The sequence below is a fragment of the Thiomicrorhabdus immobilis genome, assembly GCF_021654855.1.
Lineage (GTDB): Bacteria > Pseudomonadota > Gammaproteobacteria > Thiomicrospirales > Thiomicrospiraceae > Thiomicrorhabdus > Thiomicrorhabdus immobilis.
In genome coordinates this window covers 1592812-1618439 of record NZ_AP024202.1, presented here as the reverse complement: position 1 = coordinate 1618439, position 25628 = coordinate 1592812, and the positions used below count along the sequence as shown (strand labels likewise).

24 protein-coding genes are annotated in these 25628 nt (G+C 42.5%); 8 read left to right on the top strand and 16 right to left on the bottom strand.

Annotated elements, in window-relative coordinates:
* Positions 1-30: 30 nt before the first annotated feature.
* The 6 genes from L6421_RS07370 to L6421_RS07345 all read left to right on the top strand — a co-directional run bounded on the left by L6421_RS07370 (position 31) and on the right by L6421_RS07345 (position 4496).
* Entirely contained in the window at positions 31-573 is a 543-nt protein-coding gene (locus L6421_RS07370) for a TlpA disulfide reductase family protein (protein WP_237260960.1), read from the top strand.
* Positions 574-612: 39 nt separating this feature from the next.
* Positions 613-1152 carry a thioredoxin family protein gene (locus tag L6421_RS07365; RefSeq protein ID WP_237260958.1) on the top strand — a complete coding sequence of 180 codons (540 nt, stop codon included), beginning with the start codon at positions 613-615 and terminating at the stop codon, positions 1150-1152.
* Between the two features lie 88 nt (positions 1153-1240).
* Positions 1241-2701 carry a TolC family protein gene (locus L6421_RS07360; RefSeq protein ID WP_237260956.1) on the top strand — a complete coding sequence of 487 codons (1461 nt, stop codon included), beginning with the start codon at positions 1241-1243 and terminating at the stop codon, positions 2699-2701.
* A 31-nt stretch (positions 2702-2732) separates the two neighbouring features.
* Positions 2733-3272: an efflux RND transporter periplasmic adaptor subunit gene (locus L6421_RS07355; protein ID WP_237260955.1), complete on the top strand. Its 540-nt coding sequence runs from the start codon at positions 2733-2735 to the stop codon at positions 3270-3272.
* 75 nt (positions 3273-3347) lie between these two features.
* Positions 3348-3611, top strand: a complete 264-nt coding sequence (locus L6421_RS07350; RefSeq protein WP_237260954.1) for a hypothetical protein — start codon at positions 3348-3350, stop codon at positions 3609-3611.
* Positions 3612-3674: 63 nt separating this feature from the next.
* Complete coding sequence (locus tag L6421_RS07345; protein WP_237260953.1) at positions 3675-4496, top strand: PilZ domain-containing protein; 822 nt, start codon at positions 3675-3677, stop codon at positions 4494-4496.
* Between the two features lie 30 nt (positions 4497-4526).
* Here L6421_RS07345 and L6421_RS07340 read toward each other — a convergent pair whose 3' ends face one another.
* Both L6421_RS07340 and ylqF read right to left on the bottom strand, forming a co-directional pair.
* Positions 4527-5378 (bottom strand): 23S rRNA (adenine(2030)-N(6))-methyltransferase RlmJ, encoded by an 852-nt coding sequence (locus tag L6421_RS07340; RefSeq protein WP_237260952.1) that lies wholly within the window; start codon positions 5376-5378, stop codon positions 4527-4529.
* 12 nt (positions 5379-5390) lie between these two features.
* On the bottom strand, positions 5391-6335 hold the full coding sequence (gene ylqF, locus L6421_RS07335) for a ribosome biogenesis GTPase YlqF (protein ID WP_237260950.1): 945 nt from the start codon (positions 6333-6335) through the stop codon (positions 5391-5393).
* A 195-nt stretch (positions 6336-6530) separates the two neighbouring features.
* Here ylqF and L6421_RS07330 point away from each other — a divergent pair, with 195 nt between their 5' ends.
* Positions 6531-7097, top strand: a complete 567-nt coding sequence (locus L6421_RS07330) for a DUF2058 domain-containing protein (RefSeq protein WP_237260948.1) — start codon at positions 6531-6533, stop codon at positions 7095-7097.
* Positions 7098-7433: 336 nt separating this feature from the next.
* On the top strand, positions 7434-7778 hold the full coding sequence (locus tag L6421_RS07325) for a hypothetical protein (protein ID WP_237260946.1): 345 nt from the start codon (positions 7434-7436) through the stop codon (positions 7776-7778).
* 172 nt (positions 7779-7950) lie between these two features.
* Here the strand turns inward: L6421_RS07325 and L6421_RS07320 are convergent, their stop codons facing one another.
* The 14 genes from L6421_RS07320 to L6421_RS07255 all read right to left on the bottom strand — a co-directional run bounded on the left by L6421_RS07320 (position 7951) and on the right by L6421_RS07255 (position 25446).
* Positions 7951-8190, bottom strand: a complete 240-nt coding sequence (locus tag L6421_RS07320) for a hypothetical protein (protein ID WP_237260944.1) — start codon at positions 8188-8190, stop codon at positions 7951-7953.
* Positions 8191-8286: 96 nt separating this feature from the next.
* Positions 8287-9840: a sensor domain-containing diguanylate cyclase gene (locus L6421_RS07315; protein ID WP_237260942.1), complete on the bottom strand. Its 1554-nt coding sequence runs from the start codon at positions 9838-9840 to the stop codon at positions 8287-8289.
* A gap of 234 nt (positions 9841-10074) precedes the next feature.
* Positions 10075-10755 carry a dienelactone hydrolase family protein gene (locus L6421_RS07310; RefSeq protein ID WP_237260940.1) on the bottom strand — a complete coding sequence of 227 codons (681 nt, stop codon included), beginning with the start codon at positions 10753-10755 and terminating at the stop codon, positions 10075-10077.
* Positions 10752-11399 (bottom strand): phosphoribosyltransferase, encoded by a 648-nt coding sequence (locus L6421_RS07305; RefSeq protein ID WP_237260938.1) that lies wholly within the window; start codon positions 11397-11399, stop codon positions 10752-10754. Before L6421_RS07305 ends, L6421_RS07310 begins: the two co-directional genes overlap by 4 nt.
* A gap of 298 nt (positions 11400-11697) precedes the next feature.
* Positions 11698-13413 (bottom strand): proline--tRNA ligase, encoded by a 1716-nt coding sequence (locus tag L6421_RS07300; RefSeq protein WP_237260936.1) that lies wholly within the window; start codon positions 13411-13413, stop codon positions 11698-11700.
* A gap of 196 nt (positions 13414-13609) precedes the next feature.
* Complete coding sequence (locus L6421_RS07295; protein WP_237260934.1) at positions 13610-14071, bottom strand: DUF2062 domain-containing protein; 462 nt, start codon at positions 14069-14071, stop codon at positions 13610-13612.
* A 120-nt stretch (positions 14072-14191) separates the two neighbouring features.
* Entirely contained in the window at positions 14192-14956 is a 765-nt protein-coding gene (locus tag L6421_RS07290; protein ID WP_237260932.1) for an SDR family NAD(P)-dependent oxidoreductase, read from the bottom strand.
* 113 nt (positions 14957-15069) lie between these two features.
* Entirely contained in the window at positions 15070-16290 is a 1221-nt protein-coding gene (locus tag L6421_RS07285) for an APC family permease (protein ID WP_237260930.1), read from the bottom strand.
* A gap of 18 nt (positions 16291-16308) precedes the next feature.
* Entirely contained in the window at positions 16309-18630 is a 2322-nt protein-coding gene (locus L6421_RS07280; protein ID WP_237260929.1) for a S8 family peptidase, read from the bottom strand.
* 23 nt (positions 18631-18653) lie between these two features.
* Complete coding sequence (locus L6421_RS07275) at positions 18654-20996, bottom strand: AsmA family protein (RefSeq protein WP_237260927.1); 2343 nt, start codon at positions 20994-20996, stop codon at positions 18654-18656.
* 187 nt (positions 20997-21183) lie between these two features.
* Positions 21184-21537 carry a YdbL family probable chaperone protein gene (locus L6421_RS07270; RefSeq protein WP_237260925.1) on the bottom strand — a complete coding sequence of 118 codons (354 nt, stop codon included), beginning with the start codon at positions 21535-21537 and terminating at the stop codon, positions 21184-21186.
* A gap of 11 nt (positions 21538-21548) precedes the next feature.
* Positions 21549-21779 (bottom strand): YnbE family lipoprotein, encoded by a 231-nt coding sequence (locus L6421_RS07265; protein ID WP_375540375.1) that lies wholly within the window; start codon positions 21777-21779, stop codon positions 21549-21551.
* Positions 21780-21944: 165 nt separating this feature from the next.
* On the bottom strand, positions 21945-25070 hold the full coding sequence (locus tag L6421_RS07260) for an intermembrane phospholipid transport protein YdbH family protein (protein ID WP_237260923.1): 3126 nt from the start codon (positions 25068-25070) through the stop codon (positions 21945-21947).
* A 133-nt stretch (positions 25071-25203) separates the two neighbouring features.
* Positions 25204-25446: a hypothetical protein gene (locus tag L6421_RS07255; protein WP_237260921.1), complete on the bottom strand. Its 243-nt coding sequence runs from the start codon at positions 25444-25446 to the stop codon at positions 25204-25206.
* Positions 25447-25628 lie beyond the last annotated feature (182 nt).

The window sequence follows — 25628 nt, the reverse complement described above, 5'->3', positions numbered from 1 at the left end:
AAATATATATAAAGAAAACAAGGATTTAGAATGAAAGTTCAACAGTGGGTATTAACTCTTTCAATAGCGGTATTTTCGTTGTTTGCCAGTGTACAGTATGCTTATGCGCAAGAGTCGAACACCGATTCAGCAACAAATGTCGAGTTTGTCGATTTAGATGGTAAATCAAGCTTTCTATCAGATTATAAAGGCAAGTGGGTCATTATCAATCTATGGGCGACTTGGTGTCCTCCTTGTTTGGTTGAGATTCCGGATTTGGTTTTGTTTCATGAAGAGCATAAAGACAAAGATGCGGTGGTGATTGGCGTTAATTATGAGGCGAATGATCCGCAAAAAGTAAAAGCGTTTGCCGAATCACAAATGATTAATTATCCTGTGGTACGATTCAAAGGCAAAGTCGATGGACGAACCACCCCTTTTGGAGATTTGAAAGGCTTGCCAACTACCTATATGGTGACACCAGAAGGTGATTTGGTTGCAGCGCGTGTTGGTATGGTTGACCAGAAGATGTTAGAAACGTTTATTGAACGTTACAGCGCTATTCAAGCTAAAAAAACGACGGATACTAAATGATTTTTGTTAACGATTTCATGAATTTTTAAGGTGCTCAAAATGAAGATGATGAATAAATTTAAACAACTGTTGATGATGCTGTTGGCCACGATGCTCATCACAACAACTCACCAGGCCTGGTCGGCCGATGCATTTTTTGATGAAACTTTCGGTAATTATCAAGAAGACTTGGAAACCGCTAAAGATGAAGGGAAAAAAGGGGTTTTTGTCTTCTTCCATATGGATGAGTGTCCTTTTTGCCACCGTATGCGCTCAACGATTATGACCGAGCCGGATGTCATCAAACTTTATAAAAGTAATTTTATGAATGTCATGCATGATATTGAAGGCAGTAATGAGATTGTCGATTTTGATGGCACTAAAGGGACGGCACAAAGCATTGCCGAAAAAAAATATCGTGTACGTGCGACTCCTGTGATGATGATTTTTGATTTACAGGGAAATCCCATCGTGAAATATACCGGGCCAACTCGCACCAAAGAAGAGTTTAAATGGTTGGCCGAGTATGTGATTGATGGCAGTTATAAAACCCAATCTTTTACGGCTTACAAACGAGCTCGTAAACAAGCGGCTCGATAACAAGCCAATTCATCACTGAATTGGATATTCAAGTTTTGGATGTGTAAAGCTGTATGTGTAAAGCTGTATGTATAAAGAGGTTATACAATTGAGAAAGCCAAGTAGCCAATCAAAAGGCATGTTTTTAAAACTCTTACCCCTATCTCTGCTGTTAATCGGGCAAGGCTATAGCATTCAAGGTCTTGCACAGGAAGCAGACAATACGCCTGTGTTAGAGAGCCAAGCACTTTCTTCGTCTAATGGTTTGCCTAATTCACAGCTTAATTCACAGCCTAAGCCGCTAGGTAATCCACTACCGAATCCATTGACCTTGTCGGTTTTGCTTGAAAATTATGCAAATCAGTCTCCGGAAATCGCCTTGCAATTAGCCAATATCGATATGGCAAAAGCCACCTTGGACAACAACCAGGTAGGTAACCGTTGGCAGGCGAATATTCAAGGACGCTTAGGGCAACGTGAGTTTGCTGAAGAGACTCAGCCGCATAACCTTTTAGCGCTGCATGTGGGTAAGGTGATTTACGATTTTGATCAAGCAGACAACCAGCTGCAAGCCGATTCTTTAAGTGTTGAACAACAAAAAGTAAAGCTGCAACTGGTAGAAAATAAACAGCGCCTCAATGTGGTAAAAGCGTATTTGAATGTGCTTTTAGCGGATTTTCAGTACCGTATCGATGACGAGGGGATGGCGGTAGAGTATGTCGGGTTTGATAAAGTAAAAGATAGGCATGCGATAGGACAATTATCCGATGTGGATCTGTTATCTGCAGAGCAAAAATATCAAAATGCCTTGGTTAAACGTATGCAAGCTGAACAGATGCAGCTGAAAACCCGTGTCGAGTTAGCCAATACGTTAGGTTTGCCGAGTGAAAGACCCGATGAGTTACGCTTTCCAAAGTTGGATAGCTTCAAAGCCCGTTCCATTAAAGATGTCAGTTTGCAGGCTTTGCAGGCTGAGGTTTTAGCCAATAACCAGCAGTTAAAAGTCCTTGAACAAGCCCAGCAAGCACAAACTTATGCTTTGCAAAAAGCACAGAACACGTCAAGTCCTACCGTTAGGGCCGATGCATGGGTTGGGCAATTATCGAGTTATCCTGAATTGCGTGAGGGTAGCTGGAAAGCGACCTTATCGGTCGATATCCCATTGTATGATGGTGGTGCGGAAAGTTCGGCGACAAACCAGGTTCAAGCTCAATTGGCTAAGTTGAAAGCCGAGCAGTTACAGCTTCAACAAGCGTTAAGAACCGAAGTGGCAGATATCTATTTTCAGCTCAAGCTTTTGGATGCTGAGAAGAAGCAACATCAAGTATTTGGTGACTATGCGGATTTATATTTAGATTACAGCCGCGCCTTGTACGAAAATGAAAGTTCTACGGACTTGGGGGATGCGATGGTGCGTCTTTCAGAAGCCAACTACGCTATGGTGGCCTGGCAATTTAAACAAGCCTTGTTATGGTTGCAATTAGATTATTTACAAGGTAAAGCCGTGAGCTTGCAAGCACCAAAAACAACGCTAGCCAGCTCTGATACCAATTCTACAAATAACCCATAACCGCTAATTTCGAGAGTGTTTGAGAGTTTATATGCAATATTTTAATCAAAGATTTAATTTAAAAAATGTCGGCCAAGTTCTATTCGTTTCAAGCCTATTATTGATCTCTAGTGGTCAAGCTCAAGCGGAAACGACCACGGTTAAAATCGGTTCGTTGGTTTCTGGACAAGTGACCGAGTTGTTTGTTGAAGAAGGGCAAACAGTCAAAGCCGGACAGAAGCTACTGAATTTAGATGGCGCACGTTATCAAGCAAAACTTGCGTTACTTAAAGCTCAGCAAAAAGCCGCTAAGTTGAATATGGATGATGCCAAAATTGAATTGGACCAAGCATTGGACTTATATGACAGAACGGTCACGGCGAAACGAACGCGTGATGCTTCGCAGTTACGTTATGATATGGCTAAGGCTAATTATGATAAAGCTCGTGCAGAAGTGGCGGTTCACCAGGCCTGGTCGAAGTATGTTTATATTAAAGCGCCGGTAAAAGGTAAAATAAGCAAGGTATTGGCGCCAGTCGGCACTACGGTGTATAAAGAGAACACCATTATGCTTGAGTTGGAAGTGCAATAATTACTACAATAGCGTCAACAACTGTAAACTGAACCGATTAAAAACCAATTAGAAATAACCGTTTTAAGGAAAATTATGCTGCAAACCCGTTTTCAATACGCTGTGAAATATTGGCGTTTAGCGATTCACTTGATTTTTAAAACCAAACATTTTGGTGTGAATAATCTTTGGTGGTCACAGCAGCCGTCAGCGATTGGTTGGCATTGGTATCAAATCATATTTGGTATTTTAACCATTATGCCCATCGTCAGAAATTACCAATCTCTTAAGGTTCGTAGCTGCTTGGGTTGGTTGCCTGAAGCAGAGTGCTTAGCCCTTGGGTTCAAACCAAAAGCATAATAGCTCTTATCTTGATATTTGCTTTGATTCGTTAACCAAAACTTGAATGAGAAGGGAGACCGCATGATTCAAATGGATTTAGAACAACGTCAATCTTCTCGTTTCTCTCGACCTTTTCTGGTTACCAATCATGAAGACCGTGATTTTTCTTCTCCTTTTATGGGCTTCGATGTCAATTTGACCGGCCTAAGCTTTTGGGTGGATGATAGTGATTTTTTTCTACCAGGCCAGGTGATTAGTGTCTGCGTGAAAAACACGGATACCCAAGAGGTCTATTGTCTAGAAGGCATTGAGGTGGTCCATCAACGCCAGGAAGGCGAACGTTTTCTATGCGGTTGCCATATTGCACAAGTGACCAGTTCACAGCTATTAGCGCATCACCGGATTGTGATGACCGATGCCAACACGGCATTGATTTCGATGCAAAATACCGAATTGAATGAATTCGACTTTATTGAAGACGGTTCCGAACTTTCGGCAGATGAAGCGGACTTCCAAGAGGCAAGCATGGCATTGAATTTGGCGGTTTCACAACTGCAGTCTAGCCGTGATTGGGGAAAAACCTTACTGAAAGATATTGCGGATACCCTAAGTTCCGCTCAAGATGAACGTGTTGATGTAGCAGAAATCGGTAAACTTTTTCAGCAGTTTTCGCAATACTATGAACATATCAGTGACACGACAGTCGCTTTAGGCATGCTCGCCAAACTATTGGCGCATACCCCCAATAATGAACAAGATAAGCAGGCCTGGAAAACATTGGTTGCTGATTTTGAATCGCGCTTTTTAACGGAAGAGCAGCAAATCGCCTACGATTTTATGCATCAAGGACTGACTGCCGAAGAGGCGCTCAAATTGGCCAAAAGTTACCTTGCCGAACTTTAAAGCTAAAACGGATCTGTAGCTAAGGCCTGTTTACTCCTTAACCAACTGGATACAGCGGTAATGTCCTTGGTCGCCAGCCAGTTTTTTTGCCAAATAAGGCAACGCCTCTTGAGCTTGTTTCATCAAGGTCCAAGGGGGATTGATGACAATCATGCCACTTGAGGTCATGCCTTTTTCTTTGTCATCGGCAATGCCCAATTCAAATAGCTGAATATTCTTAATACCGCTTTTAACGAAATCCGCTTCAATTTTATCAATTCGATAGCGGTCAACCACCGGATACCATAAAGCATAGGTACCGGTGGCAAACTTAGCGTGAGCCTTAATCAGGGTATCGGTTGCGGTTTGGTAGTCTTGCTTGACTTCATAAGGCGGATCCATCAAGACATAACCACGTCTTTCCTTGGGAGGGAGCTGGCTCATACAGGCGTGAAAGCCGTCTTTTTGAAAGGCCTTGATACGGCGGTCGCCACGAATGTTCTGCAGCAATGTCTTGAACTCCCTTGGGTGAAGTTCAAACAGTGATAAACGGTCATGTTCCCTGAGTAGGTGTTGTGCAAACCACGGTGAACCTGGGTAGGTGTCCAATCGTTCATTTAGGTTAAAGTCTCGGATTAACCCAATATAGAATTTAACCAGGCCTGGTAGGTTCTCCGTTTCTTGTGCCGTTAAATCCCATAGTTTGCCGATACCACTCAAGTATTCTTGGGTTTTTTGCGCCTCATTGTCATGTAATGAAAAGGCTCCTGTCCCGGAATGGGTATCTAAATAAAAAACCGGTTTGGGTTTTTCGGTCAAATAATCCAGAATATGTGCACTAATGCTGTGTTTCAAGACATCAGCGAAGTTACCGGCATGAAATGAGTGTAGATAACTCAGCATGGCAAAACCCTTTTAACGTTTGTTCTTTCTATGGCGTGCACGGCGAAGTTTCTTCAACTCTTCTCGGGCCTGCTTCTTTTCTTCTTTAAGCTTGCGTTGGATTTCAACTTGAACCCACTCTTGCTCTATCATCTCAGGTGTTTCCAAAGAGAGATTGCCAATGGAGTTATCACGGTATTCCATAATCAAGATACGTGAAACCTTGTCTAAATCGACATGCCCGCCGCCACGCAAGCAACCGCGTTGTCTTCCAATGGCCTCTAAAAGTTCCATATCCGTGGCAGGCAGTTCCTTCAAGTTAAAGCGTTCCTTAATTTTTTCAGGGTAGGCTTCCAAAAAGTACTCTGCCGCGTAAGAGGCAATATCGGGTAATTCAAATGCGGTTTCCTTGATTCCGCCGGTAATCGCCAAACGGTAACCGCTGTTTTCATTTTCGATATTGGGCCAAAGCATGCCCGGAGTGTCGATTAAGGTGATATTGTCTTCAAGCTTGATGCGTTGCTGGTTTTTAGTGACCGCCGGTTCATTCCCTGTTTTAGCGATGGTTCGTCCGGTGATGCTGTTGATAAGTGTCGATTTACCTACGTTGGGAATACCGATAATCAAGGCATGAATGGTTTTAACGCTATTGGCTTTTTCAGGTACCATTTTTTTAATCAGGCTCAGCAGTTGCTCACGTTTGTCGGAGTTTTGGGTGTTGAAGGCCAAGGTCTTTACACTGCTCTGTTTTTCCATGTGTGTTTGCCATATTTCGGTGATAGCCGGGTCTGCCAAGTCGGTTTTACTGAGAATCTTAATAGTAGGCTTATCTTGACGAATCTCTTCAATCAATGGGTTTTGACTGCTAAAAGGAATGCGGGCATCTAAAACCTCAATAAAGACATCGACTTGATTAAAGATTTCACGCACCTCTTTTTGGGCTTTGTGCATGTGTCCCGGGTACCATTGTATGGCCATTGTATTTTCCTTAAAACGCTTGATTGTGAGAATTATAGCGTTTTAGCGGCTTGAATGACTTTAATTCTTAAAATGAGGGGTTGTTAGAGTGACCAATGGTCATTAGGATTAACCTCTGCCGATAGTGAGGCTTGCTGTCGTGAAGCAAAAAGATGGGTTAGAATAGCGCATCAATTTTTAAAGGGTTTGATAATCATGGCGGGATCACTATTTGATCAACTGAAAAAATCGGGTTTGGTGGATGATAAAAAGGCCAGAAAGGCCAAACAAGAGCAGCATCTACAAAACAAGAAAAATCGTGCGAATAAAGCTAAAAAGGGTGAAGCGGTTGTTAGTGAAGCCGCTCAGCTTGCCGCTAAGGCCGCCGCGGAAAAAGCCGAACGCGACCGTTTATTGAACTTACAGCGTCAGCAAGAACAGGCACAAAAAGCCCAGCAAGCGGAAGTAAAACAGATCATTGAATCCAATAAAATAAGTGGATATGAGGGGGAGCTGGCCTACAATTTCGCTGATGGCAATAGCGTGAAAACCTTGTCGGTCAATCAAAAAATCCATAAAGGCTTGAGCAATGAATCGATTCGTATCGCCCGAGTAGGGAGTGCGTATGTTCTCATTTCCGCTGAAGCCGCCCAAAAAATTGAGCAACGTGATGACAGTGTGTTGATTCCTCTTGCGGAATCTTCGGGTATTGACGATTCACTTTCCAAGGAGGACCAGGAATATTACGCTAAATTTGCGATTCCTGACGATTTGGTTTGGTAAAGATAGCCAATCATTCAAATATTCTAAAAGTTCATATCTGCACCTCAATAGGGCAGGCGGGGGAGTGAATCCTTTTTAACCTCCATTTCAAATGTAATCTAATCACAAACAATATTTCCTGGTAAACCCCATATTTATCAACTTGTTAGTCAAGAATGTAATGGTTGTAATGGTCTTACCTCCTCTTTTCTTGGCATTTCTATGGCATATCCTTTGCTGAACCCTTTTTTGGAGATGGTTGTAAACTTGATATGGGGGTTTTCAAAGAAAGCCAATATCAATAGGTTTATGGTTCCTATCACAACTTGAAATGGGTTATTCCAGGGAGTGTGTATTATGGGAAGTTTGTTGCAGTTTGAATTGTTTGAGCAGAAGGATGTCGTAGTAAAACAGCCTAAGGGTGCAGGTGTCAATGAGGTAAAGCAAGCTACACCACACTCCGCTGGAAATCTATATCGTTTTAGAGAAAAAGAGATTGATATGATGCCTGGTCAATGGGCAGAAGTAGGTGATCCAACACCTTATGAGCTACGGCTTACGATTCAGACTTGTAAGCGTTTATGGTATGAAAACAAAGCGGCATTACAGTGTATCGACTGCGATAGGGAAAAGACATTGCACAATATCAAAAGATTGGAAAAACTCTATATCCACTTAATGGATTATCTATCTGGGGATTGAATAGGGTATTGATTTGGGTATTGATTGGCAAGATTAGGCTGGAATTAGAAGCGAGCAAGCTTGCTCTCAGCCGTTGTAGAAATCGCGTTCGATTTTGGTCGTGCCATGATAAACGATTGATTGAATTGGCCAGTCGGCTAGTCAGTCGTTAAGCCTTGGCCGCCAAATTGAATTATCTGCCAAACATTCTGAATAGAAAGCGTGCAAAAAGAAAAATCGCCGAAATCATCCATACATAGACAATCCAACGAAAGAACTCATAAAAGGAGACAAATTGAGCTTCTAGATGTGAAAGACCTTCTACCGTCAGTTGTCCGTTCTCGGCGTTGGATAGGGCGATCAGCGCGACAATTAAAAAACTCGCCGCAATTAAAGCGCCTAAATACAAAAAGATTTTTTGAAAGATATCCATGGACGACAAGAACCCTGTTTTAAGTTGTGTTTAAATTGTAGTTAATTTCTTGAAATAATGTAAATTCACCAGGCCTGGTTGAACCTTAAAGGTTTGTTAAGTGGTTTCATTATCATCTTCATCCAAATGATCGGAGAATTCACAAAATTGACCTTTACCGGCTCGTTTAGCATGGTACATCGCCATGTCGGAGGCTTTAAGAAGTGATTGACGGTCAAAACTTTGCTGTGGGTAATGGGCAATACCGATACTCGAACCGATTCTGATTTCATGGCCTTTTATATGGAAAGGCTGTTTTAGCCTATCGGTGATACGTTGCGCTATTTCAGTGGACGTTAGGCTACTTAAACCTTGCTCATAGTAAAAGACAAATTCATCACCACCCACACGAGCCAATAAGGCTTTACTTGGGATAAGTTTACGGATCTCTTTACCGACTGCTTTCAGCAACAGGTCTCCAATGTCATGCCCCAGAGAGTCGTTGACGTTTTTAAAATTATCCAAATCCAAGAACATCAACGTGACTTCGTGCTCTGATTTTAAGGCGGTTTCCAAGATATTGTAGAGTTTGTGACGGTTAGCCAACCCCGTGACGCTGTCGACATTGGCCAGGGTATCCAATGCGGTTTGGGTTCGTTTCAAATCGGTGATATCTGAGTGGATAAAACTGTAATTGATGGTTTGCGTTGTATCGTGAAAGATTTTTTTAATACTGACACGACTTGCCAACAGGATTTCATTTTTATCATCAAACAAACTGAGTTCACCACGCCAAAAACCTTGGGTTTCTAGGGCCTTAACAATTGAATCATCGGGTTTATTTTGCAGGCTATTTACCAAGTCGATTAAATCGGAATTCTCTAGCTGCTCTTTGGTTTTCTTTAAGGTTTGGCTTAACGCTTTGTTACAATGCAGGATTTTCATGTCTTCACGCGCCACCGCGATGCCTTCCGAAGCGTGTTCAATCAGGATTGAATCGATTTCCAGTTCAGATTCTATCCATTTCTGTTCGCTGACATCCAAACGGATCGCAAAAAGTTTTTCAATATGGCCATCTGCACCTTCGAATACTTGGCCTTTATCATGTACCCAAATGTAATGACCATCTTCATGTTGAACACGGTGTGTGCATTCAAATAGCTTTTGTTTGCCGCTCAATACCTTTAAAATTTCATGTTGTACAGCCTGTTCATCTTTTGGGTGTACACGTTGCTGAAGGTCACGCAGATTGTTGAGTGCGTCATAGTCCGCCAGGCCAATCATTTTTTTCCATTGTGGCGAAAATTGCACTTCATTGGTCTTTATATTCCACTCCCAAAAGGCAAATTGTTCACTATGCATTAATTGCTGTATTTGACAATTTTCTTCTTGATGCTCTTTCTGTAGGGATTTTATCGCCTGTTTATGCTCTTTAGCCTGTTGTTTAATCTCATCGTGGAGCTGATTGGTGATTCTAGGGGATAATAATGAAATCAACCAAAGAATCAGAAAAATTGCGATAACAACATGTTCAGAATGCCAAGGAATGGCTTGCGCAATATCTTCGAATATAACAAAAGGAGATAGTGTGTACCATGCACTCACCGCAAGGCCTAACCATAATATGGAAATGACGATGGGACGAGTTATAAATAGAAGTATAGGCCGCATGTTTAACACCTGTTAATACAAGATAATATGAATAATTATATCCTGCTAATCCCTTTAAAGTGATGAAAAAAATAATCGGGCATAAAATAAATTTTGGGTTGATAGGGGAGACGCTGTTGTAAGAATGGCGTACAGTAATTTTTTATGCATTAAATCAAACCGCATTAAAATCTATTATTCATGACCTGTAATCATATATGGGTTAACTGTCTGATAAATAAAAGGTTTGCTTGCTTATTGTTTGCCAGTAAGTTTTTGTAAAAACCAATTTTTGGCTGCCGTGGCAGCAACGTCTAAGGTGCCGGCTTCTGTAAACAGGTGGGTCGCTCCTTGAACAATCGTCAACTTACATTCGGTTTGCATGGCCTGTTTGGCTAATTCATTGAGTTGAATCACTTCATAATCCAACGCTCCAACAATCAATAAGGTAGGGGCTTGCACCTTTTTTAACACTTTGATTGCCAAGTCTGGACGCCCGCCTCTGGAAACCACACAGCCGACTTGTTTGGGACGAGAATATGCAGCAAACAAGGCCGCTGCCGCACCGGTACTTGCGCCAAACAGGCCAAGAGACATGTCTTGAATCTCAGTTTGTTGGCAAACCCAATCGATAGCACAAACGGTTCTTCGGCTGAGTAATTCGATATCGAAACGGTATTCCCGGGTTATTTCATCTATTTGACTTTCTTCTGCAGTGAGTAAGTCGAAGAGTATGGTTGCCAAACCCGCTTGGTTGAACAGTTCAGCGACATATTGGTTACGAGGGCTGAAACGACTGCTGCCACTGCCATGCACAAAGAGGATTAAACCTTTTGGATTGTTTGGTATTTGCAGTTGCCCGGAAAGCAATGCGTCGCCAGCCGATATTTGTACCGCTAACTCTTTTACTGAACGGGTGTCGGCAACATTCTTCATTGCTGCCAGGCCTGGTCTAATTGTTGTTTGACTTGGCTATCGCTCACTTGTGAAAAATCACTATACCATTGGCCGATAGATGACAAATTGTAAGGTTGGAAAGGGCAGATGATATTGTCGACCGTTTTTGAAATTGCCGCGACAGTGTCTGGAGATGCGACAGGAACGGCCACAGTGATGGAGTTGGGCAATTTCAGACGCACCGCATCAATGGCTACATGCATAGTCGCTCCTGTCGCTAAGCCATCGTCAACGATAATGACATTACGCCCTGTTAAATTGACGTGGGGGCGATTTCCTCTGTAGGCAATCTCTCTTCTTTCTAGTTCTTGACGTTCATGGGCTTCTACTTCGGCAATATCATCTTCGCTGATTTGGTATGCGTTAACGACATTCGGGTTGATGAATTTGATATTGCCGGTTGCAATCGCTCCCATCGCAAGTTCCGGAAAGTGTGGTGCACCCAATTTGCGAACCAAGATAAGGTCAAGTGGTGCCTTAAAGGCCGAGGCTATTTCATAAGCCACTGGAACACCACCTCTAGGTAAAGCAAGTACCACTGGGTTTTCAATCTGGGGTTCTTGTTGTAATAGTTCTGCCAACCATTGACCGGCGACACAGCGATTTGGAATAGGGAGTTGCATAAAACAAATTCCTTTATAATCGAAAACAGTGTTTTATCCGTTAATCTCAAGGATAAATCAGTCGGTTCAATAAGTAAATTGGTATGAACGGTTAGCATACAAAATCGGCATTTTTTTTGATTTTGAATAATGAATGCGTTTGGCGGCCATCGCTAGTTGTCGATGCCAGTTTGATTAGAGTTTCAGTGAGGGCGCGGTGTAGAAAACTATTGCGGCTAGCTTAAATGTTGCATATACAAAAAAAGCGCTAGGGTAATAAAACCGTAGCGCTTTTTTGATGGCTAGACTATAGGGTGAACTACTTTTCCAGTTTGGCCATTAAGAAGTCCATAAAACCTTCCGTAGCGACGTCTTGAGCCTGTTCATCACGACGATATTTATATTCGATTTGACCGTTATCCAAACCACGTTCACCGATAACGATACGGTGTGGTATACCGATCAAATCCATATCAGAGAACATTACACCAGGGCGCTCAGAACGGTCATCAAACAGTACTTCAATACCTTTTGCGGTCAACTCTTGATACATCGCTTCAGCCGCTTCTTTAACGCGTGGTGACTTGTGCATTTGCATTGGCACAATACACACCTGGAAAGGGGTGATGGACTCTGGCCAGATAATCCCTTTGTCATCAAAGTTCTGCTCGATTGCGGCCGCGACCACACGTGTTACCCCAATTCCGTAGCAACCCATCTCAAGTATTTGCGAACGGCTATTTTCGTTCTGCACGGTGGCGTTTAAGGCAGTCGAGTATTTATTTCCTAGTTGGAAGATATGGCCCACTTCGATACCGCGACGGATTTCGATTTTTCCGTTACCGCAAGGGCTTGGATCACCTTTTACCACATTACGGATGTCGGCCACTAATGTCGCTGTCGCATCGCGATCCCAGTTTGCGCCAGTGACATGGAAACCATCTTTATTGGCACCACACACAAAGTCGCTCATGTGAGCCGCAGTGCGGTCTACAATCACCGGAATGTTTAAACCCACTGGGCCAATTGAGCCAGCATTACAACCGGCCGCGGCAAGAATCTCTTCGTCGCTGGCCATTTCAAACGGTTCGGCAACTAAATCCAATTTTTCCGCTTTGATTTCATTGAGTTCATGGTCACCACGCACAACCAAAGCCACTACAGGATGTTTTTCATCAGCACCCTTAACCAATAAGGTTTTAACGATTTTCTTTTTCTTAAGTTGCAAGAAATCGCACACTTCTTCAATGCTGTGTTTGTTTGGTGTGGCTACCTCAGTCAACGCTTCGGTTGCTGCTGCACGTTCGCCTTTTGGTGCAACCGCTTCGGCTAACTCCACGTTGGCCGCAAAATCTGAAGCGGTTGAAAAAGCGATATCATCTTCACCTGATTCCGCCAAAACGTGGAACTCATGTGAACCATCACCACCGATTGAACCGGTGTCTGCTTGAACAGGACGGAAATCCAAACCTAAACGTGTGAAAATACGGTTATAAGCGTCAAACATTTCATCGTAAGTTTGTTGCAAACTCTCACGATCCATATGGAAAGAGTAGGCGTCTTTCATGATGAATTCACGAGAACGCATTACCCCGAAACGCGGACGGATTTCATCACGGAATTTGGTCTGAATTTGAAAGAAGTTGGCAGGTAGCTGTTTATAGCTACGAATCTCTTTACGCACTAAATCGGTAATGATTTCTTCATGGGTTGGGCCTAAGGCAAAATCGCGTTGGTGACGGTCTTTGAAACGTAACAGTTCTGGGCCATAATCTTGCGCACGGCCTGATTCTTCCCATAATTCCATTGGCTGAACCACTGGCATTAAGACTTCTTGTGCGCCGGAACGGTTCATCTCTTCACGAATAATGGCTTCTACTTTTCTTAAAACACGTACCCCTAATGGCAACCAGTTATATAAGCCACCCGCTAAAGGACGGATAATACCGGCTCTTAACATTAATTGGTGACTGATGACAACCGCATCAGAAGGGGTTTCACGTGTGGTTGAGATAAGTAAATTTGAGGTTCTCATGATTGGATATTACCTTGAATTTTGGATGCATTAATTTGCGCGTATTTTAGCACGCTAAAGTGGTTTGAGTTTTGAAAATAAGGTGATTGCTGTAATCTGTTTTAAGTAAAGGGGGTTTTGATTGAATTTGCTATTACCAGGCCTGGTGGCTTTTGCTTGGATTGCCTGTGAGCCAATAGCAATTGAGCCGCTTAGCCTAGTTTTTGATAAAAGGTCGACGTAGCAGGCCAATAATACTTGCCCAGTGGAAATGGGCGATAGAGATATACATGAAACTACCGATAATGGTGCCCAAAAGCATATTACCGATATAAAACGGTTTCCAGATAAGCGGAAAGATTTCATCAAACCAAAGTTGTGAACCGATCGTGATGTGTGCCGAGGCTTCAAAAAGATCGGGAGTTCCTAAAATCCAAGTACCGAACACATAACCACCATACCAGATTGGCCACATGGTTAATGGATTGGTAATCCAGGCCAAGGCAGTCGCCAGTGGAATGTTGGCTCTAAAATAGTAGGCTAAAACGGATCCTAATACCATTTGAAATGGAATGGGTAGCATCATGCTAAATGAACCGATAAAGCCCGCACGCGCAAATGAAAACCTATCGCCAGCCCAATAGATGCGGTCATTGAATTTGGGAAAATACTTGTTCAAAAAAACCGAGCGCTTGGTGGCTCGGCCAATTTTGTGCATTTTGAGTTTAAGGTATCGAATCATTTGACAAGTATATCAGAATAGCCTAATAAATAACCTTTCGATTGATAATGTAATTAATTAAAGGTTTTTGATTGTGGTCGGGCCCGCTAAAGCTTGATGTACGGGCATGATTTCTATGCGGTTAATATTAACATGGGCTGGCTGGGTTAAAATCCAGCGAATGGTTTCGGCGACGTCTTCCGCATTGAGAGGGGTTAACCCGGCATAAACATCGTCGGCTCGGCTTTCATCACCTTTAAAACGCACCAAAGAGAATTCACTCTCATTCAACATGCCAGGTTCTAGGTTGGTCACCCTAATCGCCGTACCTAATAAATCCGAACGTAAATTGCTTGAAAACTGTTCGACAAACGCCTTGGTTGCGCCGTACACATTGGCGCCTTTATAAGCGTAACTGCCGGCAATAGAACCAATGTTGATAATATGGCCATGATTGCGTTCTACCAGGCCTGGTAAGATTTGACGGGTCAAAAAGGCCAAAGAAAGGCAGTTGGTGTTAATCATCGTTTGCCAGTCTAACCAATCGGTTTCATGAGCCGGATTCAGCCCCAAAGCCAAACCCGCGTTGTTGATTAAGATGTCAATGTTCCGAAAGTTTTCCGGAAGCTGGTTCAATTCAGTCAGGAGTGTTTTGTGGTCATTGATGTCACAAGCGATAATATGGCAATCCGTTAGCTCGGATAATTCTGCTTGCAAGGTTTTTAACAGGGGTTCTCTGCGGGCAAGTAGAATCAGTTTTACCCCTTCCAAAGCCAGTTTTTGCGCGGTGGCTTTGCCTATTCCTGTTGAGGCGCCGGTAATTAAAGCAACTTGATTTTTCATTGGGGGCGTTTCCGGATAATTTTTATGGTGTTTATTGTAGAGAGCTCTAAAAAAGTCGCAAGTTTCTCAATAGAATTCATCTCGGCTGTTTCGGTTTATTTGCTTGAATTACATCAAAAAAGAGCTTTGCTGATTTCTAATATCACAAAACCTGAACTGACCAAAAATGCCATTAGCGCCATCCAACGGGGGAAACACAGGCAGTTTTCAACCTTGGGTTCAAGTTTTTTAATTCGCCATAAGGCTAAATTAACCACAGAAAACACTATCAACATAATAAAAGAGGTGAGTTCTGCTAAAGAGGATAGATTGCCGATTAATGCCAATATCGTCACGTTCAGGCCGACTAAAAAGGTTGCCACAATAGGCGTTTTGGTTTGCGGTTGAACATAACTGAGTAAGGCGGGAAGTTGGTGACGACAGCTCAAGCCATAAAGGACTCTAGATGCCATAATGATTTGGATCAATGCGCCGTTAATAATCGCAAACATGCCGATGAGTGAAATGACATGAGGCGACTGTCCAGTATGGAAACTGAATAGGGTGGCGAGTGGCGCATCGCTTTTGGCCAATTCTTGTGGCGGAATGGATAGCAGTGCTATCACCATAATGCTCATATAAAGCAGGGTGGTGATGCCTAAGGTAAGCAAAATTGCTAGCGGTAAGGTGCGTTGCACATCCTTAACCTCTTCGGCGACATCCACCATATCCTCAAAACCGATAAAGGCATAAAAGGCCAACAAAGCACCAGCGAAAACCAGGTTAAAGCTAGTTGAGTTCAACTCTGGAATCATTAAATCAACCAGGCCTGGTAGCTCTGTTAAAGCACCATGGCTAATGTATATGATCCATACTAAACCGCCTACCTCGACGACGGTTATCAGTGAAGCGAGTATGATCGATTCGGTTATTCCATAAGAGGCGACAGCGGTGAGGAATGCACACAATAAAATAATAGAGGTCGATGTGTCTAAAGGGGTGATTTGATTTAAATAACCTGAAAAAGCGCTTATCAAAGCGGCTGAAGAGACTAAGCCCGCGACAACCACCAGCAAGCCGATGGTAACCGTCAGTCTATGTGAGTGAAAACCATTCTGGGTGTATAAAGCGGCGCCAGCGGCTCTAGGATAACGGCAAGACAATTCGGCAAAGGAAAAAGCGGTTAAACCGGCTAAAAACGCCGCAAATAAAAACGCAATCGGCGCCAGATAACCTGAGATGCCAGCAAGTTCACCAACGAGCGCATAAATCCCAGCGCCAACCGTGGTTCCCAAACCATAGAGAACCATTTGCGGTAGTGAAAGACTTCTTTTTAGTGGGGTGTTGTCAGACATGATTGGCAGTGTAAATCTTTAAAAGATTCGGCTGAGTCTTAAACCAAAGCCGGAATCTTCCGGTGATTTGATTGCATTGAACTGATACTGAAGCGTGTTGTTCAAGCCTTTTTTATAAAACAGTTCAATTGTGTCAGGTTGTAAACTGCCTTTTTGTTGATAGCTAAATGTTTGGCTCTCAATCTCTCCATTAGCACTCATGCCTGTTGGAACGGTAAGACGCAGTTCTGAATCAATCAATGGGTTGTAGTTATAGGCTTGCAAACCCCAAGCTGATTGTGCTGAGGTTTTATGCATGATTCCGACTTTGAATTGACCGATTTGTGCCTTATCTACCTGAATATAACTGCCTGCGGCATGTTGCGAGTTCAGCAGTTCACCTTGTTGAAGCTGACTGTATATCCGGGTGCCATTTTGTGAATATTGAACCGCTAAACTATTAATTTGCGAGAGATTGCTTTCACCAAAAGAAAAGGTTCCGCTACCTTGTAGCCCCATTAAACCATCTTGTTCTTTGCGAAGTTGTGTGGAAAGCGCCACTGACCAGTTTTTTGAAGGTTGATAACTTAAACCGATGGTCTGTACTTGCGCCAGAATATCATTTTGATTATTGACCACTTTGGCAAAGTTTTTATCTTGCTCTTGCATTGAGCTAAAAAGCGATAAATTTGCACCCAAAGCTTGTTGCATGGCTAAGGTATTACCAAACTCCTTTTGGTTGCTGGAGTAGAAAAGGTTCATCAACGGATTGAGCTGGCTTTGCATTAAATCATCAGAGCTGTTTTGCATATAGTCAAAACGAGATCGGTCATTCTGCAAGCTGAAATTTTTCAAAGGGGAAGACGATTTAAGGTTATCAAAACTCATTGATAGTCGATAGTCGCCCAGCTCAATTTGGTTTATTTGGTAAGGTTGAGAGTTAGACCAGAATGCATTCCAGTCAAGCGGTGTTTGTTCAATTTGAATCGCGGGAGTGATATCGACTAAAAATTCTCGGCTATAGTCATCAAAAAAAGCTACATTCTTAAGTCCTGCTAAACTGGCTAAACCACTCAGGGAAGCGGGGATTGAGACAGAAGATTCTCCAAGGGTGTAAGAAGTGGTGGTTGAGCTTAGTGCGCTTGATTTTAGGTCGCCAACTGGGGTTAAAGCCGCTGCGATATCCATAAGTCCAACACCATACAAAGAGGCATCGGCATAGGCTCCAGTATCATTGGCGGTATCTTTTAAAATCTGCACGGCTTGCTGAATGGTTAATTGGTCCCAAGAAGAAAGCAGTAGCGCTAAACCACCGCTGACAATCGGGGTGGCCATAGAAGTTCCGCTGTACTCAATGGTGCTTGTCGTATCGCCACCATAAGCCGCTTCAATCGTCACGCCTGGAACCGATATAAAGCTGTTTTGTATAGCTGACATCACAGTTCCATCGCAAGCGATGTCAGGAGTTCCTGTTACATCACTACAGCTACCAGGATAGTTAGAGAAGCTGGCAAGGCTACCGCTATCGTCTAAAGCGATTACAGATAAAACTTGGTTTTCAATGCCGGGTTGAATTGCCAGGTTTTGCGCTGAATTGTAGTGAATGAAATGTTCAGCACCAACAGCATTGCCTTCATTTCCAGCAGCTACAACAAGGGCTGTAGTGTTGTTTGTTAAAGTGGTTAAGTAATCGTTAAGTTCACTATTGGCTCCACCTAATGTAGATAGGTTAACCATTCCACTAATAGAGGAATTTACAATGGGAGCTTTTGAGGCGATGTAGTCGACAGCCTCGTAAATAGCGATATTGTAGGCCGTTGAATTATCTAGAAACACATTTACGGGCAAAAGTGTTGCTTCGGGTGCTACGCCATATTCACGCCCTAAGGCAATAGATGAAACATGAGTTCCATGATAGTCTGGATTATCGATATCTCTATAATCGTTAGTGTAGATAAGGGTATCTGAAGCAAGATTGTATTCAATGCTTCTGGCATCAGTCCAGTTGATTCTGGAAATACCATTATCATCATAAAATTCAATATGGTTTGGATTGACTCCAGAGTCAACTACGCCAATTGTTATTCCTTGGCCTTTAAAACCGGCATCCCAAGCCACAGTGGCATTGGTAACCGATTGCTGTTCTAAGGTTCCCGCTATCGTAGAGGTTCCAAAAGGAGCATATTGAACCGGAACTAATGGATTATCGTCAACATAAATGACAACAGGTCCATCATCTTCCGGGATAACAGGTGTTGTACTCCCACCGCCACCACCACAAGCGGTTAGGCTCGTTATGATGATGCTATAGATAAAAGGGCGAGCGAAACTTTTACTGACAAGTGTCTTTACTAATCCCATGGATTCGCTCTCCCACGTTGCATTTAGAACTTGAAGCCTTTAAATACATCTTTCAACTTGTCTTCGACATTCTTTTGAACGTCTTTGACCACTTCGTCTTTTTTCTTCTCTATTTCCGCTTGAGCCTTTTGTGACATTAATGACTCTAAATCTAAAGAAATACCAGGGCTGGTTAAAGCACCTTTTAGTTTTACCGGAATGGTCAGTCCATCCAAGTCTTTGAAGTCTTCGCTGCCTTGACCTTTATCGCTGGCAACGATTTTAGTTTTAACTAAATAGTCTAAAGTCTCTTTAGGTAAGTCAACCGTACCACTTCCATTGACACGCATGAAAGGAGCTTGAGCTGACAGCCTATTGGTGTTTACCACACCGTTTTTGATCGTGACATCGGCAACTAAAGAACTGAAATCGGTTTGTGGGATTTCATCGGTTTTAGGCAGGGTTTTTCCGCTGAGTTTGGCTTTGGCTTCACGAATGGATTGTGCTAGGTTAAAGCCTTTGATGGCGCCATCTTTCAAGTCAACGTAGGCTGTACCATTCAGGTTTTTCTTGAACTCGGAAACACGTTCGCCAGCCGTGGTGATATCAGCCTTCATTGTTCCGGTACCAGAGAGTTTGTCGCTATCGGCAAAGGCGAGCAAGACTTCACCTATTGGTAGGTTATTGGTATTGGTTTTAACGCTGTATTTTGGCATTTTGCCTGTGACATCTAGACCAGCATTAACTAATACTTGTGTTTTGAAAATGTCGGCTTTTAATGGATTAACTTGTAACTTGCCTTTAGAGCCTTTGGTGGTCATCACAATATTTTGTGGTTTTAGCTTGTCAAAAGAAGCTTTGCCTACCTTGATTGTGCCGTCGATAGTCAGCTTACGTAGTAATTCAACCGGCAATTCAATTTTAGCGTCGGCATCGGCTTGTGGTTCTGGGGTGTTGGCAGGCTGCTCTTTTTTAGGAGGAAGATAACGGTTCACATCAATTTGGTTTAGTGTTAAATCATAGCGAATATTTGGGGTGCTGAACTGGCTTACCGCGGCATTACCGGTTAATGAACTGTCGTCCAAAGCCAACTTGAGGTCATTGACTTTAAGCGCTTGGTTTTTGCTGGCAAAGACAACACCAAATGAAGCGGCAAACTTGGTTAAACTTGATTTATCAGCCATTTCAGGCAGGGTGATTTTCAATTGATTTAACAGGGCTCTTAGGTTGGTTTGTGCGATATTGATATTGGCATTGACCAGTGCGTCGCCAGTGATTTGACTTGCGTGCACATCACCGTTAGCGGTTAAGTCTAATACCTTAACAGTCAGTTTTGGCAGTTTAGCCGTTTGTGCTTTTAAATCAATATCGGCTGAAGTATTCAAACCAATGGTGGCTTTACCATTTGGAATGGTTTCACCGGTTACGTCGGAATTTAATACAATTTGATTCGCTTTGAATGCTTGGGTGTCGAGATTACCGGTAAATTCACTTAAGGTTAACTGGCCTTTAATGGTATCCAAAGGGAAATCTTTTCCACCAATAATGTCGTAATCGACAGCGAGGCTCGGAAGGGATAGGGTGTTGTTTTCCAAGGCGAAACTCGGCAAGTCTATTTTAGTGGTGGCTTGCTTGACCGGAATGCCTTGGCCTGACGTCGTATTGCTAACATGTAAATTACGAATGGCATACTGGCCATCTTTTTCAAGTTTGGCTTCTAAGTTGATGGCAAAATTACTGTTGATTTGAGGCTGGCTAACACTACTATCGGCAGATAACGCGATAGAGAAGAACTCGCCAAAGGTAATCGCACCACTGGTGAAGTCTAGATTTTCAAGTGTCACTTTTTGTTGGCTTTGCTGGTCATCCCAAACGACTTTACCGTTTTGAATGTCAATCCCGCCAAAGTTCAAAGCCGCAAGCTTATCCATTGGATTGCTGTGCTCTTCATCATCTTTTTTATCTTCGTGGTGATCGTTTTCGTCTTTGGCTTTGACTAAATCATCCCAGTTGCTTTGGCCATCTTTATTGCGTTCTAAATTCAAGGACAAACCATGCAGGGTAAGAGTGTCTACTTCCAGTTTTTGACTAAGTAGCGGTAATATCGCTGCACCCACTTGAACTTTATCGATGCTAACAAATGGGGAGTCGCTGAAACCTGGTGCATTACTTAATGAGGCGGATTCTAAATCGATAGATAGATGCGGAAAAAATGACAAACTCATGGTTTCGACGGTTAAGTCTCGCCCGGTTTCTTTTTTGACCAGGCCGGTAATCTCATCACGATAATCATTCGGATCAACGGTTGCAATCACCACACCTATCGCAATCACGACGATCGTAATTAAACCCAATAATATTTTTAGAATAAGACCAAAAGCTTTCATTGTTAGACTCCACCGTAATTATGCGAACACACAGAATTAATGTTAACAGATGGATGGGGTGAATCAATATTTAGTTTGGGGATTTTAAGTAAAAAAGCAGAAAACTTGATTAGCGACAGGAGCTGGTGTTTAGGTAAACATGCAAAGCTGTGTCAAGCAGTTGCATGTTTTAATCAGAGTGAATGATTTAAGGTTTTTTCATCCATTTTCCATCAATATTGATGTATTGCCCTGAAGGGGTTTTTTCGATGGCTTTTTTCCCGGCTAAAGCTTCAATCTCAGACAAGTTCACATTGTGGGTTTGCGCCATTTTTTGATACTGTTCGTTACGAGCCTGGTTAATTAACTGCACTACGCTTTGTGCATTGTTTTGATTCTTGACCACTCCCAAATAGCCATTTTGCTGTTCTCCTACCAGACCTTGGCTTTTTACCGTGCTGAGCTGAGCCATAGCTGCAGACAAATCCATTGACCAAGCATAAGACGAGAGGGTGAGTAATAAACTGATAATCAATATGTTGATGGGTTTTAAAATTCTCATAATGACTCTCCTTAAAATAATCCGCTGGATGAACTAAACATATTATCGAGTTGTTTATCAATTTTAATCAGTATTTCATGCTGAATCTTGACGTTTAAATTGATATTGATCGGTTCATTGGGTAATGCCACTTGAACAGATGGTGTGCACGCCGATATGCCAGCCATGGTAAACACCAGGCTAAAGGCGATGAATGATTTTTGGGGTAGCCTGACATTATGAAAAATATTTTGTGAGAGCATAATAAACTCCAGTATGGGACTTTAGTTCTTAGTAATCGGTTTTGAGTAATCAGTTTAGCAGAAGTCCATGAGAAAGCATCGCTAAACTTGGATGCTTAAGAATGAATTCATAGTCTTTTAATATTCTGCTTCCTGTGTTTAAAAACTACTGATAGAAGCAGGATATCAACGGCTATCTCCGTTGTTTTCACTGTTTTCCAACTTGCTCTGAATCCGTTTTTTGATGGTCTCACTCACTTGGTTGCTGATTTGCATGCTGGTTATCAAAGCGGGTAAATCTTCTTCCAGTTGGATGTTGAAGTTAACTTGCCTACCCGATTCAACCGCAGGATTTTTACCTTGTAATTTAAGTTTCAAATGCAACTTATTGTCGTTTTCATAAGTGACCTGGCTTTCCAAAAGATTATAGTGAAAATCTTCTAACACACTCATAACCAGTTGCATGCTCTGATGGGTTTGTTTCAATCCGCCTGAAGCAGGTTGGTATTTGAGTAAGCCACCCGGTGATTTGGCTTTCAAAAACCCTTTTTGTATCGTGATATACGGTTTTTTAAGCAGGTTGACTTTAAAAGGCAGCTCGCCGTAAAGCGTACCGGTGCCATTGATTTCAGCTGACGGGTATTGTTTCAGCAAAGCGGTAATATCAAGCGCATTGATGTGCAGTTGGCTTGCAAAAGGCTCGGCTAAGTTAATGTCTTGAGAATCCAACCAGGCCTGTCCACTGAAGATTTGGCTGGTCGCTTGTTTGATTTTAAGTTTGCCTTTGGATAAAGCTTGAAGACTGGCCTGATAATCCGCGGCAAACTCCAGTGGGCCTAGGATGACACCATGGTTAATCTGTAAGGCCTCGAGTTTTTTGACATTCAAAGACAGCGCATTCTTATTGAGTTCAAAAGTCATATCTGTCGATATCTGATTAAAGGTGGTTTCAGAGAGTATCCCGCTGAGACTTTGCGCTGAAACCTCACCTTGGCTATAGAGATTATCAAGCAGTGGTTTTGTCGCATCGGCATCGGTAAAACGGAGTTTTGTTGTACCTTTGGCCTGGATTTTTCCGCTCCCGACGTTAACCAGTTTTGGCCAGTCTTTAAAGGTTTTTTGCAAGCTATTACCCGCTAAAAAATAGATGGGGGGGATAAACCAATCACTGTAGATTTGAGAAGGGGTGTAAAAGGCATTATGAAAAACAACCAGGCCTGCTTTATTTGAAATGCTACCTTGTAACTGGATTTGGCTTATTTCACGGTCTTCAAATTGGTAGTTCACCTTCGTTTTGCCGAATCCTTTCCATGATTGTGTTAACAGATGTGGTTCAACAACCTTACTGCTGGCTAATTGATATTGAGCGTCTATTTGATAGCCACCCAGGTTCGGATTGGCGGTCTTTTGGTTGGCAATAACCGGCGTTAAGGCGAATTGTTTTATATTGAGTTGGAGTTTTTCCGCTTGCACAAGCGGGTGTGAAATATTGGCTTGCAATGCCATGGATTCAATTGTGCTATTGAAAACCCCTGAGGTTTGGGTGAGGTTGATTTTTGGGTTAATTGGTTTTTTGTTTGCGGTTAGCTCAAGATCTTGCCAAACCAGGGTTGCTTGGCGGATATCTAGTTTATCCGCTCGCTTTTTGTCAGCGGTTGTTGAGTTGGTCGTTAACTGGGTTGTTAAGTTGCTTTTTAAAGAACCTGTTTTAGAAAGGATTTTCCAAGAATCCAGATTAGCCTGAGCGGTAAATTCCAGTTCGGCACGGTTGTGTTCGGATTGATTGGATGGGTTGAATTGTATGTACGGCAACTCAGCAAGCAGTTTTCCGCTGGTTATCTCAATGGTTGGTTGCTGTTTTAGCTGTAGACGGCCTTGTAAATCCAGCTTGAAACCGTTGACTTTTTGAGAGGGCGTGGTTTGGTTGTTGATACTGTTTAGCAACACGCTAAAAGGAAATTGGCTTTGTGTTGCGTTTAAATTGTCCAGCTGGTCTAACTTAAGTGCCAGCTGATTTTGGCTTTTAATCTCAAACGCCATTTCTGGAAGGCTGATTTTATGGTTGTTGAGCCAGTTGTCAGCGGCTGAATCGTTAATGAAGGCAAGTTTGCCGCTACCTTGGAGTTGATATTGTTTTATTTCACCGTGTTTGGCCGTCAGTTCTGCTTGTAGATTGCCGTTGATTTCAGCCTGGTTTTTGATTTCCAAAGGTTGTTTGCTGGACGCAGCAAAGTGCAGGTTGAAATCGGAGTGTTTCATTAGGTTATTTAATAAAGCTTGCAAAGCTTGAGGAGGATTCGATTCATCAGGCCCATTCAGCTGGCTTAAATCAAAATGCGCTTCAATCGCCAAATCGAGTTGCGGTTGGACCTTGGGTGAAAAAGCTAAATCTTTGCCAGACCAGTTGCGATAAATCGAGTTAACTTCCTGCCAACGAGTCGCAAAATCCTCTGTGACCAGGCCTGGTTGGGTTTGAATCTGAAAATTCGTGTGTAACTGGTTTTTTGCAAGGTTTGAGGTCTGGTTGTGCCATTGGAGTTTAAGTACCGATTGTTCAGCGGATAAATTTTTATCGATTAAGTTGAGCGCAGCATTTAACCGTGTTTGCATCAATTTGCGGTCTTCAAGTTTGGCGGTTAAATTCAGTTGTGTATCGATAAGCAAGTTTTGCTGGGAGGCATCTTGTAGTTTGAAAGTCAGCTTGCTGGAAATTTCCGGCTCTGTTATTTGATTAACCCATTTTAAATTTCCGATTGCCGTACAACTTTTTGTTGTGGGAGGTTGTGCACTCGATGTTCCAGTACTGGATGGAATGCATGGTTGTGAGTATTGGATTTTATCAATGTTTACGATTTTGGGAACATAGGCCAAGTACTCAGTGTCCGTAAGTGCTAAGTTTGTTGCGAGGTTGTGGGCAAGAGGTTCACTCGGTTGTGAGCTTTGTTTGATTACTGCAATGATTAAATTCAGATGCTCAACAAGCGGGGTATTGCCTGAGATATTGCTAGCGGTATCTCTGAACATCGCTTGATTGGGTTGGTCGTTGGAACGGTTATTGATTGTGAGAGCCTGTATTGAAAGGGCATCAATAAATTGACGATAGCCATCTGCTGGCGTTTGGCTAAAAGACCATAGAATATCCAGGTTTTGGATTTGAAACTTGAAACGGTCTTGTAAGGTGAACTCCAAGGCGGTGATATGGGTGTTTTTAATCCCTATGGAACCGACTTGCCATTTGATATCGGTGATATGCTGTTCTTTAAGGCTGTTATCAATCCATAGGCGTGCAAACATGAATAAACTGATTGCCATAATCAATACTATAAGCAGCGTGAGACCAAAACGTTTTAACCATTTCATTTGTATAGGATGCCCCCTCTTAATCATTGGCCATTTTAGGTGGGAGCTAACAAATAAAAGGTGGTGCTTGCCCGGCTTGGTGAAATTAGTTTTGTTGTTTGCATTTGGCTACCGCATCCCAATACGCTTTATTGGCATTTTTGTCATTGGTTTTGTTATCCCAAAGATAGCTTTGTTTATCAATACACTTTTCAACCGCAGATTTTTCACAACCTGTTAATGCAGTACTCATCATCATGAGCAACATTAAAGGCATAAATGCTAACTTAATGCCCGAAAAAAACTGTAAAGCTGTTTTGCTAGATAGGTAACCTGAAATCCTTTGCATATAAATACCCTCTTTAATACCCTCGTCAATTAACTTAAGATTCAAGCCTGATCGGTTTTGAATCTATTCAGAACCAATGAATATCACCTTAACCAAACTTTTTCTTAGAATAAGCATAACGCTTAAATTTTAAAAGGTCTATTTGCTAGAGGATACAAACAGGTGTTTTGCAAAGGAATTTG